This window comes from Companilactobacillus kedongensis, assembly GCF_003946625.1.
Taxonomy (GTDB): domain Bacteria; phylum Bacillota; class Bacilli; order Lactobacillales; family Lactobacillaceae; genus Companilactobacillus; species Companilactobacillus kedongensis.
This window is the reverse complement of sequence record NZ_RHOR01000015.1, coordinates 37,723-55,659: the sequence shown is the minus strand read 5'-3', so window position 1 is coordinate 55,659 and position 17,937 is coordinate 37,723. Positions and strand designations below refer to the sequence as shown.

General features: G+C 34.2%; 12 protein-coding genes and 1 CRISPR repeat array. Of the genes, 9 read left to right on the top strand and 3 right to left on the bottom strand.

The features are described from left to right. Positions 1-195: 195 nt before the first annotated feature. The 5 genes from cas9 (EKM60_RS08960) to csn2-St all read left to right on the top strand — a co-directional run bounded on the left by cas9 (EKM60_RS08960) (position 196) and on the right by csn2-St (position 9,614). A complete protein-coding gene (gene cas9 / locus EKM60_RS08960) occupies positions 196-3,555 on the top strand; it encodes a type II CRISPR RNA-guided endonuclease Cas9 (protein ID WP_125714640.1) in 3,360 nt (1,119 codons plus the stop codon). Positions 3,556-3,798: 243 nt separating this feature from the next. Beyond that, on the top strand, positions 3,799-7,191 hold the full coding sequence (gene cas9 / locus EKM60_RS08955) for a type II CRISPR RNA-guided endonuclease Cas9 (RefSeq protein WP_125714638.1): 3,393 nt from the start codon (positions 3,799-3,801) through the stop codon (positions 7,189-7,191). A gap of 175 nt (positions 7,192-7,366) precedes the next feature. Beyond that, entirely contained in the window at positions 7,367-8,275 is a 909-nt protein-coding gene (gene cas1, locus EKM60_RS08950) for a type II CRISPR-associated endonuclease Cas1 (protein WP_125714636.1), read from the top strand. Between the two features lie 11 nt (positions 8,276-8,286). Then, positions 8,287-8,595 (top strand): CRISPR-associated endonuclease Cas2, encoded by a 309-nt coding sequence (cas2, locus tag EKM60_RS08945; protein ID WP_125714644.1) that lies wholly within the window; start codon positions 8,287-8,289, stop codon positions 8,593-8,595. Continuing rightward, positions 8,592-9,614, top strand: a complete 1,023-nt coding sequence (gene csn2-St, locus EKM60_RS08940) for a CRISPR-associated protein Csn2-St (RefSeq protein ID WP_125714634.1) — start codon at positions 8,592-8,594, stop codon at positions 9,612-9,614. Before cas2 ends, csn2-St begins: the two co-directional genes overlap by 4 nt. Positions 9,615-9,640: 26 nt before the next feature. Then, positions 9,641-11,196: direct repeats of the CRISPR family, unit length 36 nt; unit sequence GTTTTTGTACTCTTAAGGATTTAGTAATAGTAAAAC. A 160-nt stretch (positions 11,197-11,356) separates the two neighbouring features. Here the strand turns inward: csn2-St and EKM60_RS08935 are convergent. Beyond that, complete coding sequence (locus tag EKM60_RS08935) at positions 11,357-11,584, bottom strand: DUF6290 family protein (protein ID WP_125714631.1); 228 nt, start codon at positions 11,582-11,584, stop codon at positions 11,357-11,359. A gap of 179 nt (positions 11,585-11,763) precedes the next feature. On the opposite strand from EKM60_RS08935, the gene EKM60_RS08930 reads away from it, so the two are divergent. Beyond that, a complete protein-coding gene (locus EKM60_RS08930; RefSeq protein WP_125714629.1) occupies positions 11,764-12,402 on the top strand; it encodes an FMN-dependent NADH-azoreductase in 639 nt (212 codons plus the stop codon). Positions 12,403-12,426: 24 nt separating this feature from the next. Here the strand turns inward: EKM60_RS08930 and EKM60_RS08925 are convergent, their stop codons facing one another. Together EKM60_RS08925 and EKM60_RS08920 are read right to left on the bottom strand one after the other, a co-directional pair. Beyond that, on the bottom strand, positions 12,427-13,281 hold the full coding sequence (locus EKM60_RS08925) for a DUF368 domain-containing protein (RefSeq protein ID WP_125714627.1): 855 nt from the start codon (positions 13,279-13,281) through the stop codon (positions 12,427-12,429). A gap of 57 nt (positions 13,282-13,338) precedes the next feature. Further along, entirely contained in the window at positions 13,339-15,249 is a 1,911-nt protein-coding gene (locus EKM60_RS08920) for an ABC-F family ATP-binding cassette domain-containing protein (RefSeq protein ID WP_125714625.1), read from the bottom strand. A gap of 136 nt (positions 15,250-15,385) precedes the next feature. Between EKM60_RS08920 and EKM60_RS08915 the strand changes: the two genes are divergently transcribed. Genes EKM60_RS08915 through EKM60_RS08905 form a run of 3 tightly spaced genes read left to right on the top strand, consistent with a single transcriptional unit; the run spans position 15,386 to position 17,887 of the window. After that, positions 15,386-16,036 carry a redox-sensing transcriptional repressor Rex gene (locus tag EKM60_RS08915; protein WP_125714623.1) on the top strand — a complete coding sequence of 217 codons (651 nt, stop codon included), beginning with the start codon at positions 15,386-15,388 and terminating at the stop codon, positions 16,034-16,036. 18 nt (positions 16,037-16,054) lie between these two features. Beyond that, a complete protein-coding gene (gene manA, locus EKM60_RS08910; protein ID WP_125714621.1) occupies positions 16,055-17,017 on the top strand; it encodes a mannose-6-phosphate isomerase, class I in 963 nt (320 codons plus the stop codon). Positions 17,018-17,074: 57 nt separating this feature from the next. After that, positions 17,075-17,887, top strand: a complete 813-nt coding sequence (locus EKM60_RS08905) for an alpha/beta fold hydrolase (RefSeq protein WP_164508376.1) — start codon at positions 17,075-17,077, stop codon at positions 17,885-17,887. Positions 17,888-17,937: the final 50 nt, after the last annotated feature.

The window sequence follows — 17,937 nt, the reverse complement described above, 5'->3', positions numbered from 1 at the left end:
AAGTAGTACGAATATCGCTTAAAGCGGTGGCAAAAGTGATAAAAGCAGTTTGGCTTTGGTATACAAAAGCCAGCGTCTTGAGACGCTGGCTAGTGGAAGAGGCTTATAGCCTCAGAGAAAACCACCCGTTTTACGGGTGGTTTTTATTATGATATATTTAACTTGTGTATTTTATGACAAATTGGGGGAGTCGATGTGGATCGAAAGATAAGTTTAGGATTAAATATCGGTGTTTCATCGGTCGGATTCAGTGTAATAGACGCTGAAGCTGGTAAAATCCTTGAGCTGGGCTCGCGTCTGATAAATGGAAAAGTCGGTGAAGAGAACTTGACCCGCAGATATATGCGAGGCTCACGTAGATTAAATAATAGGAAAAAGCAACGTCGTAAGGATGTAACTAAGTTATTTGATCAATTTGGATTGATAGATTCAAAGAATAATGAACACTATTTTGATAATTTTGTTGATAATTCTAATCCTTATGAATTAAGAGTTAAGGGCTTGTCAAAACAATTAACTACGTCAGAAATTGCAGATAGTTTGTATCACATCGTTAAGAGACGTGGTATCAGTTACGATTTGAAAGATGTTGATTCTGAAGCAGAAGATTCAGAATATGCCAATGGATTAAAGATCAATAACCTTGAATTAAAAACGCAGACGCCAGCTCAAATTCAATTGAAAAGATTAAATGAGTATGGTGCTATTAGAGGTAAAGTTGTTACTGATAATGAAACTCTACTTAATATTTTTCCAACCAAAGCCTACCTTGACGAAGCAAAACGTATTATCAAAAAACAACGAGAATTCTATCCAGATATATTAACCGATGAATTTGAAGAAAAGTATTGCCAAATAGTATCACGTAAAAGAAGTTATTTTGTAGGTCCCGGTAGCGTCAAGTCTCGGACTGATTACGGAATATTTAAAACAGATGGACGAATCTTGAATAATTTGTTTGAAGAGTTGATTGGTCACGATAAGATCTTTCCTGATGAATTGAGAGCCGCTGGAGCATCTTATACAGCACAGAAATTTGATGTTTTGGATGATTTAAATAATTTGCGTATTCTGAGCTATGGGGATCAGAAATTGACTCCCAAAGATAAAGAGCAAATCATAGAAGAATTGAAGAGTAATACTTCAAATATAAATATGATCAAGCTTATTAAAAAGATAGCTAATTGTGATGGCTCTGACATTAAAGGGTATCGAATTGATACTAGAGGAAAACCAGATATCAGTTCAATGGCAACATACCGTAAAGTACATCGAAAGTTTTTAGATAATAACGTTGATATTAACGAATGGCCAACCGATTTTTTTGACAACTTGAGTTTTATTTTGACGCTTAACACTGATAATGGTGAAATAAGAAATCAGCTTGAGAACCTTTTGCAATCTCAATATGATTTTTTAAGTGATGATTTGATTCAATTGATCATTGATAATAAAGCCAGTTTTGATGTTACATCTAGTAATAGTTGGCATAGGTTATCTATTAAGACAATGGATTTATTGATACCTGAAATGATAAAAAATTCAATTGGGCAAAATGACTTGATCAAGCAAATGGGATTAGTTAAGAACAATGGCCCTAAATATAGTAAGTATAAGCATTTGCCTTACAAGAAAATTGCAGAAGATATTTATAATCCAGTCGTATCCAAGGTAGTACGTGAAGCATTAAAAATTGTTAATGCAGTGATGAAGGAATATGAACATATTGACTATATCGTTGCCCAAATGCCGCGTGATAAAAATGAAGACGAAGAAAAAAGAAATATTGAGTCATTTCAAAGAACGAATTCTAGAGAAATAATGGATGCTAAGGAAGAATTCATCGAAGCAACTGGTATTTCCAGTGATGAATACGATAAATTAAGCAGCAATATTCGTTTCAAAATACGATTGTGGTATCAACAAAAAGGAATGGATTTATACAGTGGTAGAGCCATTCAACCAGAAGATATTTTGCAAAATGGATCTAAACTTGAAATAGATCACATTGTGCCGGTTTCAATTTCCTTTGACGATGGGATAAATAATAAAACTCTCTGTTATGCTGAAATGAATCAGCTGAAAGATAAGATGACGCCGTTTGAATATCTTAATGAGGGTTATGGTCAGAGTTATGTAGCTATGAAAGATATGGTATTAAAGAATTCTCGATTAAATCTCAAGAGAAGAAATTATTTTTATGAAGAAGATATAAGAGATTCAAACACAAGAAAGAGATTTATTACTCGTAATTTGATTGATACGAGATATTCCTCTAAGGTGGTTTTTAATGGTCTGCATGACTTCTTTGATGAAAAGGGTATAGACACCAAAGTTTCAGTTATCCGTAGTAAATTTACTTCAAATATGCGTAAGTATTGGCAGATAAAGAATTCTAGAGAAACGTATCATTATTATGCAATTGATGCATCCATCATAGCTGCGATGCCATTTTTAACTATTTGGAAACATGGATTTAGTATGTTTCCTAATAGTTTAGATGGGGATGTTCTCGATATTAAACTTGGTGAAATTCTAAGTACAAGAGAATATCTTAAATACACTTATCAAGAACCATACTCTGGATTTGAAAGTGAATTAAAGAACAGTGATGACAGAGTGAAGTTTTCTCATCAAATCGATAAGAAGATGAACCGTAAAATCAGTGATTCAACTGTTTATTCGACTAGATTTGGTAAGCTTGCCAAAGATGAAGGGACGTCCGAGTATGTAGTCGCCAAAATCAAAGATATTTATGATATTGACGAGTATGCCAAATTTAAGAAAATTTATGACAAAGACAAAACTAAGTTCTTATTAAATAAGTATGATTCAAAAAGCTTTGCTCAATTAGAAAGAATCATGAACACTTATCCTGATTCGTTTGAAGAAAGAATAAGGGGTAAAGTTAGAATGTTCAGTGCTTCACCGTTTGAACTTTACCGTCGAGATAATGGACCCATCAGAAAGTATGCAAAGAAAAATAATGGTCCAGAAATAAAGCAACTTAAGTACTTGGATAAAAAAGTTGGTTCGACCATTGATATCACACCTGCAAATACTAGAAATAAACGAGTAGTCTTACAGTCGTTGAAACCATGGCGGACTGATGTTTACTTGAACCATGAAACCAATGAGTATGAAATTATGGGCATCAAATATTCTGATCTCAAATTCAATAAGGGTGAAGGATATGGAATCAAGCGCGATAAGTACCTTGAAATAAAACATCGTGAAGAAGTATCCGATGATTCTGAGTTTATGTTTACGTTGTATAAGAAAGATCGAATCAAAGTTAAAAATATTGAGAGTGGCGAAAGTGTAGAAGTTTTATTCTGGTCACGAACAATGGAGAAACAAAAAGGATACGCGGAATTAAAGCCTATTAAAAGTCTGACTAGTGATGATGAGTTACCGATTTATGGTAAAAGTAAACGATTAGTTAAACGTTTAGTGCCTAAGAATTGTAAGATCTGGAAGGTCAATACTGATATACTTGGTAATCCATTCTATTTGGAAAGGGAAGGCAGCGGGCCTAAGGATATTCTTGAATAATTAATGGCTTGGATATTTTAGTAAATTGCTTTAAAATAGAGATGTCTTGATTGTTTAATATAATAAATAATTATGTTGGACCTGATAGATGTAATTTTGTACCCTTAAGGATTTAGTAATAGTAGAACGTTAAAAAGCACACCCAACGTAGGTGTGCTTTTTTATTTTCCTGAATTATTGATTTCCGTATACTGACACTGATATATTAAACTCATAGATTTAATTTGAATGGAGGAATTTAAGATGGATCGAAAAATAAGTTTAGGATTAGATATCGGTGTATCTTCGGTTGGATTCAGTGTAATAGATCCTAGAGCTGGTAAGATTCTTGAATTAGGATCACGATTGATCAATGGTAAGATAGGTGAAGAAAATCAGACACGTAGAAGTATGCGTGGTGCCCGTAGATCAACTAATCGAAAAAAACAGCGTCGTAAGGATACTGCCAAACTATTCAACAAATTTAAGTTGATTGATTCCAAAGAAGATAAAAACTATTTTGACCATTTTGACAACAATTCCAATCCATATGAATTACGGGTAAAAGGATTATCCGAAAGGTTAAACTTATCAGAAATTGCTGTAAGTCTATATCATATCGTGAAGCGTCGAGGAATAAGTTACGATTTGAAAGATGTTGACGATGAATCCGAAGGTTCAGATTATGCTAAAAGTTTGCAGCTTAATACTAAAGAGTTGAAAACTCAAACACCTGCACAAATACAATTAGATCGTTTATCTAAACACGGTGCTACCAGAGGAACAGTTGTCGTTGATGCTGATGAAGGAGAAGTGTTGTTGAATGTCTTCACTACAAAAGCGTACATCGATGAGGCAAAACGAATCATTGAAAAGCAAAGAGAATTCTATCCAGAGGTATTAACTGAAGAATTTGAAGATGCATATTGTAAAATATTAAATCGAAAAAGGGATTACTTTAAGGGTCCAGGTAGTGAAAAATCAAGAACTGATTATGGAATTTATAAGGAAGATGGACGCAAGTTAGAAAATCTATTTGAAGAATTGATTGGTCATGATAAAATCTTTCCTGATGAATTAAGAGCTTCTGGTGCTTCCTATACTGCGCAAGTGTTTAATGTTTTAAATGATTTGAATAACTTACGTATTTTGAGTTATGAAGATCAAAAATTAACTGAGAATGATAAGAGACAGATCTTATCAGAATTAAAAAATAATAAAACTACCGTTAATATGATCAAGTTGATCAAAAAAGTTGCAGATTGTGATGACTCGGATATTGCTGGTTATCGCACTGACGATAAAGACAAACCGGAAATAAGTTCAATGGAAATTTATCGTAAGGTCCATAAAAAATTCTTAGAGTCGGATGTTGATATATCTGACTGGTCTACGGACTTCTTAGATCGACTTAGTTCTATTTTGACACTCAACACAGAGAATGGTGAGATTAGAAAACAGCTACGTAATAAATTACAACCGGACTTTGATTTTTTGACTGATGATTTGATTCAATTAATTATCGACAATAAAGCTAGTTTTAATGTTACGTCTAATAACAAGTGGCACAGACTGTCTGTTAAGACAATGAAACTACTAATACCAGAAATGTTAAAGCGTCCAGTCGAACAGATGACCCTGATCAATGAAATGGGGTTGATAAAAGACAATGGCAAGAAGTATAGCCAATATAAGTATTTGCCATATAAACAAATTGCCCAAGATATTTATAATCCAGTCGCCGCTAAATCGGTTCGTGAAGCTTTAAAAATTGTTAATGCTGTATTGAAGGAATATGGTCATATTGACTATGTTGTTGTAGAAATGCCTCGTGATAAGAATGAGGACGATGCAAAAAAGCAAATTAAAGATTTTCAAAACAAAAATAAGAAGCAAAAGGATGAAGCCCTTAAAGAATTTACTAATTCTGTTGGTAGCAAGTCGTTGGTGGATGATGGTTTGCGAAAATATGGGTCAAAGCTATTTTTCAAGATCAGGCTTTGGTATCAACAACAGAAAATAGATGTGTACAATGGAAAAGTAATTTCAGCATCTGATTTATTAAACAATCCTGATAATTTTGAAATAGATCATATAATACCGCAATCCATTTCATTTGATGATAGTATCAATAACAAGACACTTTGTTATGCCGAAATGAATCAAATTAAAGGACAAAAGACTCCATTTGAATTCATGAATGAGGGTCATGGTCAGGGATTTGATTCCATGAAGGCCATGGTAATTAAAAATACAAGATTTAACAAGAATAAACGTAAAAACTATCTTTTCTCTGAAAATGTTAGTGATATCGATACACGGAAGAGATTTATTTCTCGTAATTTAGTTGATACTAGATATTCTTCAAGAGTTGTTTTAAATAGTTTACAAGAATTCTTTAGAGAAAAAGAAGTTAATACAAAAGTTACAGTTATTCGTGGTAAGTTTACTTCTAATATGCGTAAACATTGGCATATCAATAAGACCAGAGAAACTTTCCATCATCATGCTATTGATGCATCAATAATTGCTTCGACTCCGTTTTTAAATATTTGGAAAAAAGGAGCCAGTATATTCCCTGTCAAAGTTGAAGGCGATAATACTGTAGATATTGAAACTGGTGAGATAATTGATGATAAGACTTTTGACAAGGAAGTTTATGAACAACCATACAATGGCTTTGTTGATGAACTTATGAATGCTGACGATAGAATTAAATTTTCACATCAAGTTGATAAGAAAATGAATCGTAAAGTCAGTGATTCAACGATATATTCTACAAGATCCGGGATGCTTGCCAAGGACAAAGAAGAATCAGAGTATATTGTTGGAAAAATTAAGAATATTTATGATTACAAAGAATATGTTAGATTCAAAAAAATATGCGATAAGGATAAATCTAAATTTTTATTGAATAAGTATGATCCAAGAAGTTTTAATCATTTAGAAGAAATTATGAATACTTATCCTAGTTCTATTGAAAAAATGGGGAGGGATAATAAAGTCAAGACAGTTGATATATCTCCATTTGAACTTTATCGCGTAGATCATGGACCAGTGAGAAAATATTCAAAGAAAAATAATGGACCTGAAATAAGACAGCTCAAATATTTGGATAAGAAAATTGGATCTAATATTGATATAACACCTGAAAATGCTAACAACAAACATGTTATTTTACAATCATTAAATCCATGGAGGACTGATGTCTATTTGAATCATGAAACTGGTGAATATGAGATCATGGGAATTAAATATGCTGATCTTAAGTTTAATGAAGATGAAGGATATGGGATTAAACTTAAAAAATATCTAGAGATTAAATACCGAGAAAGGGTATCTGATGATTCTGAATTTATATTTAGTCTGTATAAAAAAGATCGCATTAAGGTTGAAAATTTAGAAACTGGTGAAAGTGTTGAAATGCTATTCTGGTCCCGTACAATGGATAAGCAAAAAGGATATGTAGAACTTAAGCCAATATATAAATATAAGACTGATAATGATGATTGGCCAGTATACGGTTCTGCAAAGAAACAAATTATTAAGCGTCTAGTACCAAAAAATTGTAAAATTTGGAAGGTTAATACGGATATACTAGGTAATCCATTTTACTTAGAAAAAGAGGGAGAAAATCCTAAAGATATCCTTGATTAATGGATAGTTTATGATATTATGAATTTGTAAGGGACGCCTTATATGTTTGAATATATTCATTCGACGTTTTACTATTACTAAATTCTTAAGGATCTACAAAAATAAGGATTTATTCCGAATTTACCACCTACTTGCTAGGTGGTTTTTTTTTCCGAAAAATTTAGGAGGATAGCTTATGGCATGGAGGATTGTTCATGTTAAGGAAGGCGATTTATTAAGGCTTAGATTGGATAATTTAGAAATCAGAAAGAGAGACGATAAATTTTATGTACCGTTGTCTGATATTACGATGGTTGTACTTGAGGGGAATAAAACCTCGATAACTACCAAATTGATGTCTAGTTTAAGTCAGAACAATATCGGTTTAGTAATTTGTGATGACAAGTATTTACCTGTTGGTATCTACTTACCATATGGTCAATATCACCATTATTCAAAACGAGTCATCAAACAAGCTTCTTGGACTGCTGAACAGAAAGGTTTGATTTGGCAAACTGTCATTAAACAAAAGATGGATAACCAGATAGCTTTTGCCAGGTGGACTGGAGTTGAACAAGAACGACTTGAATTAATGGAAGATTTAGTGTCTGATCTGGTAGTTGGCGATAAGACAAATCGGGAAGGTCACGTTGCTAAGGTATATTTTGATTCACTGTATGGAAAGAGTTTTACTCGTGGGGATGACAGTGTTATCAATGCTGCTATGAACTTTGGCTATGCAATTTTAAGGTCATGCATGGCAAGAATCGTGGTCGGTAACGGATTGGTGACAATGCTAGGAATATTCCATAAAAACGAATTTAATAGCTTTAACTTGGTTGATGACTTGATGGAACCGTATCGTCCGTTGATGGACTATTGGATCAATCAAAACCTTTTAGGTGATAAAAACTATCTGAGTTATGAATCGAGACTTGAAATAATTAAGTTTATGAATCATAAAATTAAAGTTAAGGGTAAGAAAATGTCGATAGATAATTCAATGCAGGAATTTGTCACCAGTTTTATAACTGCGATAGAAGCTAATGATTCAGATGCTTTATTGAATATCGACTTAAAAAATTTCGTGGGTGAAGAAAGTTGAAATATCAAAATATGAGAATGATGTGCTTATTTGATTTACCAATGGATACACCAAAACAGCAGCGACAATACCGTATCTTCAGAAAGGAACTAATCAGAAATGGTTTCATGATGCTACAATATTCAGTTTATTATCGTTCGATTCCTAATCGTTCAGCTGGTAAGAAATATCAAAATGCAATTGAATACTTTTTGCCAGAAAATGGTGAGATCAGACTTATGGCTGTCAGTGAAAAGCAATTTGAGGATATGCAGGTTCTTGTTGGTAGTAAGAGCAAACAAGAAACGGTTGTCGGTAATAAGGATCTGGTGATCATATGATATTAAAAATTGAGTTAGAAAATCAAAAATTCTTGGATCTTGATTTTGACGATATTGTCTATTTAACTGGAATTGATCACAAGAAGTTGTGGACGGTATTTCGGAGTTTATATTATTACTTCAACCGTAGTCCTAGTCTGACCTCTAATATTTACGGAGATAATAATATCGAATTGTATATTGATGGCGATAAGGTTTCCGTAAAAAATAACGATGTTTTCTTTATAAATAATCGAGACAGTATTTATCAACAAATGCAGTATAAGAAAGATACTTTATTGTATGAATTACTGAATGGACTGAGTGATGATGTTGATATTGACCATGCAATTGAGAATATGAATAATGAGAATTTTCGTTTAGAAATCAAGGTTCAAGAATTCTTAGATAACTATTCTAATAATTTGCGAGTAAATTTTCAGGATCTAAACTATCTTGAGATGTTAAAGAATTTTTTAGTATTAAACTATCAAGAAAATTCGAAGAATTATCCTTTGGAATTTATGAATACTGAAAGTTTGTTAGATGAATTTCTAAACTTTTTGAGATTTAAATTGAGCAAGAATAGTCACCCAACGTGGCTTGTTTTGTACAATGTTGACAGCTTTATTTCTCAGTACGAAAAAAATAACTTCTTTATCGAGGTAAAAGAGTTATTGGGCGAATATGATTTGCGAGTAGTTTATATCGGTAATAATCTTGATAATTTACCAATAGACGCAACGGATTTAGAAAAAATTGTCGTGGCTGCTGATGAATTTGATCAGTTGTTGCCAACTGACGAACTATTACGCTCGGTAAAGAATAATTATCCTAATGAATTTAATAGTAGTGAAGAGAAATTTGTTGAATCAATGCAACGGATTATTCCATATATTGGAATTAAAGAAAAATTGTTTCTTAATAGCAAAGATTTGGTATTATTGAAGGTAGTAAGTGAGATTCTCAACTACGAGACGTCATTTAGTTTTGAAGATCAGTTACTGACAGATGCAGAAGCCAAATTTTTGGAAGGTTGATAACGTGTTAATTTTTTTTATTTGAGGTTTTTGTACTCTTAAGGATTTAGTAATAGTAAAACCTATGACGAACCATCATTTGTGGTCATTGCGTTTTTGTACTCTTAAGGATTTAGTAATAGTAAAACTTCTTTAAAGAATATGGAGCAGCAACAAGTGTTTTTGTACTCTTAAGGATTTAGTAATAGTAAAACCAACTAAGATAGTTATTGGCCTGAGTCATCGTTTTTGTACTCTTAAGGATTTAGTAATAGTAAAACCAGATACACCGAAAATTAAAACGGATAAGTGTTTTTGTACTCTTAAGGATTTAGTAATAGTAAAACACGAAGCCCGGTAAGTTAAAGGCACCGTACGTTTTTGTACTCTTAAGGATTTAGTAATAGTAAAACGTTTCTACACTTGATTTCGTCATATTCTGGGTTTTTGTACTCTTAAGGATTTAGTAATAGTAAAACAGTCACTGATGATACGGGCGTTAAGGCTATGTTTTTGTACTCTTAAGGATTTAGTAATAGTAAAACTACCGTGTCTTAGGAGAAAACAAGCTTGATGTTTTTGTACTCTTAAGGATTTAGTAATAGTAAAACGATCATTGGCTCAGCTTTACCAGTTACCTCGTTTTTGTACTCTTAAGGATTTAGTAATAGTAAAACGGTTCGCCGGTTTTCTCGTTCCAAACGTATGTTTTTGTACTCTTAAGGATTTAGTAATAGTAAAACTTACGTCAAGCTCCATTACAACAAAGGCCATGTTTTTGTACTCTTAAGGATTTAGTAATAGTAAAACCCGTCAAATGAAGCTAATGCTTGCACTTATGTTTTTGTACTCTTAAGGATTTAGTAATAGTAAAACATTCCAGCGGATTAAGGAGAACTCCTTAATGTTTTTGTACTCTTAAGGATTTAGTAATAGTAAAACACCCTTTTCAAAATCGTATCTATCACAGCTGTTTTTGTACTCTTAAGGATTTAGTAATAGTAAAACCAACCAAGTAAATACTGCCACAAGAGCCTTGTTTTTGTACTCTTAAGGATTTAGTAATAGTAAAACTACAATCAAATGTATTTATGTGAATCGGTTGTTTTTGTACTCTTAAGGATTTAGTAATAGTAAAACGCGAATGTACCACATCAATTACATGTCCCAGTTTTTGTACTCTTAAGGATTTAGTAATAGTAAAACAGTGATCAGGATTAATTGAATTAACGTAATGTTTTTGTACTCTTAAGGATTTAGTAATAGTAAAACTAGCTTCTGTATCCAATCATCCATCGCTTTCGTTTTTGTACTCTTAAGGATTTAGTAATAGTAAAACGAAAAAACAGCAAATATGTAGCCCCCACAGGTTTTTGTACTCTTAAGGATTTAGTAATAGTAAAACAATCGATTGTAAATATTGGTTAGATGGTACGTTTTTGTACTCTTAAGGATTTAGTAATAGTAAAACTACTCTATGGAATAAAATAATGCAACTACTGTTTTTGTACTCTTAAGGATTTAGTAATAGTAAAACATCTTTTGTCTTTTCCATTTGTATCTCCCTGTTTTTGTACTCTTAAGGATTTAGTAATAGTAAAAATGAGCCGGCAGAATCGTCATATATGTTGAGATACTGGCCCATTTGCTAAGTGCACAATCCTATTTTTCTATCTTTTTAAACATTATTTCTTAATCCAAATTTGATAACTTCAATTATTATCTTTTCATCCATTTTTCTTGAGCCGTTTACAAACAAACCCCTATAAATCAATACCTAATTTTTTAACCACTTCATCCACAGTAAACCTGGAACCGTCATCATTTATTTTGACATTTGAATAATCTTTCATATCTAGCAGATCCTCTAATTTGTCGGCCATCGCTGTTTCAGCAAAACTATTGAAACTTTGTCCTGTAACTTTTAAGTAATCGTTAATTGCTTTATCCAAGTTTGAGTCGATACGTATTGATCTTGCTTGAGTTGTCATTTTTATTCCTCTCTTTCAATAATTGCATTTTATCATGGTAGTATTATTGAAACTATGGTTATTGCAGATATTAAAATTATTTCAATACAATCAATCGATTAAGCACACCCAACGTAGGTGTGCTTTTTATATCTCCAAAATCCCTAATTTGCTAAAATAAACAAAAAGGGGGGATTTACATGACACAACTTTTAGCAATAATTGCTCATCCCAAAACTGATAAACTATCAACAAGTATCAAACTCTATCAAAACTTCATCGGATCATATCAAGAATCACATCCCAATGATACGATCATCGAACATAATGTCTCCGATGAACCACATCTACCATTTGATGAAACGGCTCTATCTATTTACAACAAGAAAGCCAGCGGAATAACATTCACTAGGCACGAGCGGGCAATCAATTCGGTTCGACAATCATATGTAGATGAGTTTGTGGAATCAGACAAGTACGTCTTTGTAAATCCCATGTATAATTTTTTCTTGCCAGCAGAGATGAAGAGTTATTTGGATCTTGTCATGCAAATTCCAGACACGTTTGAATATGATGATCAGGCAAAATTACAAGGTAATCTACATTCAAAAAAGGCGCTACATCTGCAATCCAGTGGGGATCGTTTTCACGGTGCCAACGCAGGTAACATGAAAGATTTAGACTTAGGGGACAAGTATTTAAAGACTGTCTTTAATATTATGGGTGTCTCTGATTTCCAGAGTGTATTTGTAGAAGGAATGGATTTTGATCCAGAACATGCACAGGAAATTTTAAATCTAGGTTATAAGAAGGTTCAAAATTTAGCTAGGGTATTTTAAAAGCCGACTCGAAAGTCGACTTTTTTATTTGTATTTATCTTCTAATTTACTCATCCATAGACCTAATAATGTTCCAAGGATAAAAGTAATAACACTGAGCGTGATTGTCATGCCAGTGATTCCAGCATAAGATATGGTTTCTTCGGAATAAGGATTTGGCACCAGTATCAAGATCGTACTAGCAACCACGATTCCTAAAATGAAATGGTAGACCCTTGAGTGGTGATGTTGGATCAAATATTCCATTCCTTTGGAGAAGAGAATCATGGCAATAATTCCACCAACGGCGATCGGTAGAAATACTCCCGCAATGTCGAAATTTTTAAATCCGGTCAGCATTGGCGTGTAGAGTCCTAAAATCAACAGTAAGTTTGAAGGGCTAAGTCCGGGTACTAATACACCCAGGGCAATCAGCATCCCAGCAATCACAAATCCAAAGAAGTTAGCAGGAATGGTCCCAAATATTTCACTCATGAAAAAGAGGAAGAGTCCTCCTAAAATCAACATTGCGAAAAACCAACTAATATCGACGAAATCTCTTTTTGACCGAGAAGTTGATTCTTTGATCAGAGCAGGCAGGGTTCCAATAATTGCTCCAGCAAAACCCCACAGCACGATAACTTGATAATGAGCTAAGAGAAATTCTAATGGCTTAGATAGTAGACCAATTCCGACAATTCCACCTATACCAACTGGCAAAAAATACATAAAGTCTTTTTTGAAGTTCTTTCTAAAATGAGCCATAAAGTGGAGCAGTCGTTCATAAATTCCCAAAATAGCTGCTAAAACACCCCCGGAAACTCCGGGTAATATGAATCCTAAGGCGATAACGACACCCTTGAAAAAGCGGATAAAGAAATTTTCTTGTCTGTTTTTCATTTGATCTCCTAAGTTGTTTGTTCTTAGAATATTAGCAAATTATTTCATTAAAGACAATTATTCGCCTAAATCTTCCAACTCCAATGACTTTTCAGTCCATTCATCTTCCAGATCACTTTGTTTAGCTTTGTTCTCATCTAATTCTTTTTGGAAATCAGCCAACTTAGTATATGAAGTAAGATTTTCTTCTTTAGTCATTTCTAGTTGAATGGCGGAATTCTTTTCTTCCAGTTCAGAGATTTCTTTTTCCAATTGTTCAACTTGACGACGGATCTTACGTTCTTGTTTTTGCTGTTCTTTAGATTGTTGATACTCGACCTTTTTCTCGCTGACGTTATGGCTAGAGCCGCTTTCTTCAGTCGGAGTATCAGTCGTTTTCTCCAAATAATAATCGTAATCACCAAGATAGATCTTACTTCCGCTAGCTCCGATATCGACGATACGATCAGCTAGTGTGTTCAACAGGTAACGGTCATGGGATACGAAGAGGACAGTCCCGTCAAAGTTGCTCAAGGCATCTTCCAAAACTTCCTTACTATCGATGTCCAAATGGTTAGTTGGCTCATCCATCACTAAGAAGTTATCGTGTTCCATTGATAATTTAGTCAAAGTAAGACGAGCTTTTTCGCCACCGGAGAGTCCAGAAATTGGTTTCAGGACATCATCGCCACTGAATAAAAATGATCCTAAAATGTTACGAATTATCTGTTCATCGAGTAGCGGGTGGAGGTCCCAGATCTCGTGAAGTACATCTTTACGTGGGTCCAAATTTGTCAAATTCTGGTCATAGTAACCAACTTGAACATTGGCTCCAAATTGGTAAGTACCTTTGATCAAAGGTATCTGGTCGAGAATCGATTTTAGGAGGGTAGATTTACCAATTCCGTTAGGTCCAATAATACCAATTCGTTCACCTTTTTTGACATCCAGGTTGATCGGTTCTGACATGATGTGATCTTCATAGCCAATAGCGGCATCTTTGATCAGCAAAACATCATTACCGCTCTCTTTGTCGATCTGAAAGCTGAAGTGTGCTGAAGCTTGATCAGAACCGGGACGGTCCATGACATCCATCTTTTCCAGCTTTTTACGGCGACTTTGAGCCATCTTAGTAGTAGAAGCACGGACAATATTCTTTTGGATATATTCCTCTGTCTTCTTGATTTCAGCCTGTTGTTCTTCGTAATGTTTCCACTCGACTTGTTGATTCTTCTTCTTTTCTTGTAGATAGAAAGTGTAGTTACCAGAATAGTGCTTTGATGAATGGTGATTGATCTCAACGATTTCAGTAACGACTTTATCTAGGAAGTACTGATCATGGGAGATGATAACTAAAGCACCACGATAGTTTTTTAGATAGCCTTCCAGCCACTCAACCGTGCCGATATCCAAGTGGTTTGTCGGTTCGTCAAGTAACAGAATATCATGGTGTTCCAAAAGCATTTTAGCCATAGCTAGACGTGAACGCTCACCACCTGAGAGAGTAGAGATCTTATCGTGCCAGACGTCTTCTTCAAAGCCGAATCCTTTGAGGACACTACGGATCTCAGATTGGTAGCCGTAACCATTTTCTTGTCGAAAAGTATTTTGTAATTGATCATATTGTTTTAGAATTTGATCATAGTCTTTGGTCGTGTTGTCGGCTAGTTTAGCTTCAAGGTCATGCATCTGTTTTTCTTGTTTCTTGAGATAGTCAAAAATCTTTTCCATCTCATCGAAAATGATATTGTCGCGGTCTAAACCGGAATCCTGAGCTAGGTAACCGATATTAGTGTCTTTTTTGAGGGCAATGTTTCCATCGCTATAACTTTCTTGATCAGAAATGATCTTGAGAAGCGTTGATTTACCAACACCGTTTCGCCCTACAAGGCCGATACGACTGTTATCTTGAACTTCAAAATTGACATTTTCGAAGAGTTTTTTAGTTCCAAAGTTTTTAGTAATGTTCTGAGCTTGTAATAAAATCAAGTTAAATACCCCTTTACATATTCACAATTTTATCATTATTTGTAAAAAATAATTCTTTATAGGCTTAATCTATTGCGTTTTTGCTTAATTTTATTTACTATAAATATTAGTGAAATAACGCACATTGGTGGTAGATATGACAAAAACAACAGTTCCAAACGCAACTATTAAAAGGTTACCTATTTATTATAGGTATTTCCAGTTCTTAAAAGATGAAGGCACGCAAAAAGTTTCCTCAGGAGAATTATCTGAGGGCGTCAAAATTGACAGTGCTACAATAAGACGTGACTTCTCATACTTGGGAGCTTTAGGTAAGAGAGGGTACGGTTATGATGTAGATGAGCTTGTCGCCTTCTTTAAGAAATTACTCAATCAAGACAAACGGACTAATGTTGCCTTAGTCGGTGTCGGTAATTTGGGTAACGCCTTATTAAATTATAACTTTGCTAGAACAAATAATGTAAGAATTGCCGCAGCTTTTGATATTGATCAATCGATCGTTGGTACAGTCAAGAGCGGTGTGCCTGTTTATGATGTCTCTGAAATAAAAGAACAGTTAGATTTACAACAGATCGATGTATGTATTCTAACAGTTTCATCAAATGCAGCACAAGTTACGGCGAACCTTTTGGCAGATGCTGGAGTAAAGGGAATCTTGAACTTTACACCAGTAATTATTAATGTGCCAAGTTCCATTCGTGTACATTATGTTGACTTGGCAAACGAATTACAGACTTTGATTTTCTTCTTGGATCGCGATAAGTCATTAGAGGAAAACGAAGACTAAAAATTGGGGGATTCTAACGTGGAGCCATTATTTTTGAAACCTGTTTTTCATGAGAAGATGTGGGGTGGTCGTAAATTAGAGAAATTTGATTACGATTTACCCGCAGGTGATATAGGAGAATGCTGGGCAATTTCCGGTCATCCCCATGGTCGTTCTGAAGTTGAGAATGGCGAATTTGCTGGACAATTTATCGATGATTTATGGAAAAATCACGGTGAATTATTTGGTGATCCAAAAGGCAAAGTATTTCCATTACTAACCAAAATTCTAGATGCCGAGGCCAGCTTGTCGGTTCAAGTCCATCCAGATAATGATTACGCATGGAAGCACGAACATGAATTAGGTAAGACTGAATGCTGGTACATCATTGATGCTGAACCGGGCTCTTATCTTATTTATGGTCACAATGCCAAAAACAAAGCTGAACTAGATGATATGATCGAATCAGGTAAATGGGATGATCTTTTGAGAAAGGTCCCTGTTAAGACTGGTGACTTCTTCTACGTTCCTAGTGGTACAGTTCATGCCTTGAATAAAGGAATCATGGCTCTTGAAACGCAACAAAGTAGTGATACAACTTATCGTTTGTATGATTACGACCGTGTTGAAAAGAGTACTGGTAAGAAACGTGAACTACATATTAAACAATCAGAGGATACGATCACGGTTCCTCACAAAGATCCACAATTAGATATTCAGACTAAGACAGAGGGCAAGAACAAATTTACAACTTTTGTTCAACCACCTATCTCACCATTCTTTGCTGTTTATCGTTGGGAAGTTAAAGAACCCGTTACTTTAAAACATAATATTGGCAAATACACTTTGGTTTCAGTTATTAACGGTACTGGTAAAATTACTGTTGATGGCAAAGATTACGACTTGAAGAAGGGTGTTCACTTGATTGTTCCTGCAACAGTTAACGAATGGACACTTGATGGAAGTCTTGATATAATTGCCTCTGAATCTGGTGAAAAATAAATCATTATGAGATTGGGATGGAAATTCCAACCTCATTTTTTTGTTGGGAAGCAAAATATGAAAATTACTATAAACAATACGCAACTGAATTATGAAATCGTTGGAACTGGTTTTCCAGTTTATTTCTTTCATGGAATGAGTCAGGATTCAACTAGTATGATCGAAAACTATGAACCGCTTATGACGACGGGAATCAAAAGGATTTATCTCGACCTTCCAGGAATGGGGGATTCACAAGATGTTTCCTTGGTTCATAATTCTGATGATGTCTTGAGATTAGTCATCGACTTTATCAATCAAATTACTGGTGATCAAAGCATTGCTATCTGTGGACATTCTTACGGTGGATATATCTGCTTAGGATTGATCGATAAGCTTGGATCAAAAATTGAATCGGCATTTCTTACCTGTCCGGTGGTCCATGCAGATAAAGAAAATCGTGATATTAGTGCTCATAAGAATATTATTCAAGAGAAGTTAGAAACAACTGATCCTAACTACCAAAAGTTTCTTGATATGAATGTCTTGATCAATTTAAAGGCTTGGGATAACTATCAAAAAGCAATTATTCCTGGAGCTAATAAGTTCAATCTTGCATTTTGGAACCAGATAAAAGCTAGTCACAATTACAGCTTTTCATTTGAAAAAGAGTTAGTAGCAGATCTTACTTCAAATAATAGTGATGTGACGATCCTTTTGGGGACAAACGACCAAATAGTTGGTTATAGAGATCAACTTGGACTATTAAATCCAGCAAATGAAATTCAAATAATGGTTTTGAATGATGCCGGACATAATTTATTTACTGACAGACCAAAGGATTGGCAAGATCAATTTAAAAAATTCTCAAAATCCATTAAAAAAATTTAATTTGATTAAAGATAATCTGCTATAATATAACTCGACGCTTTAAGGGGGCT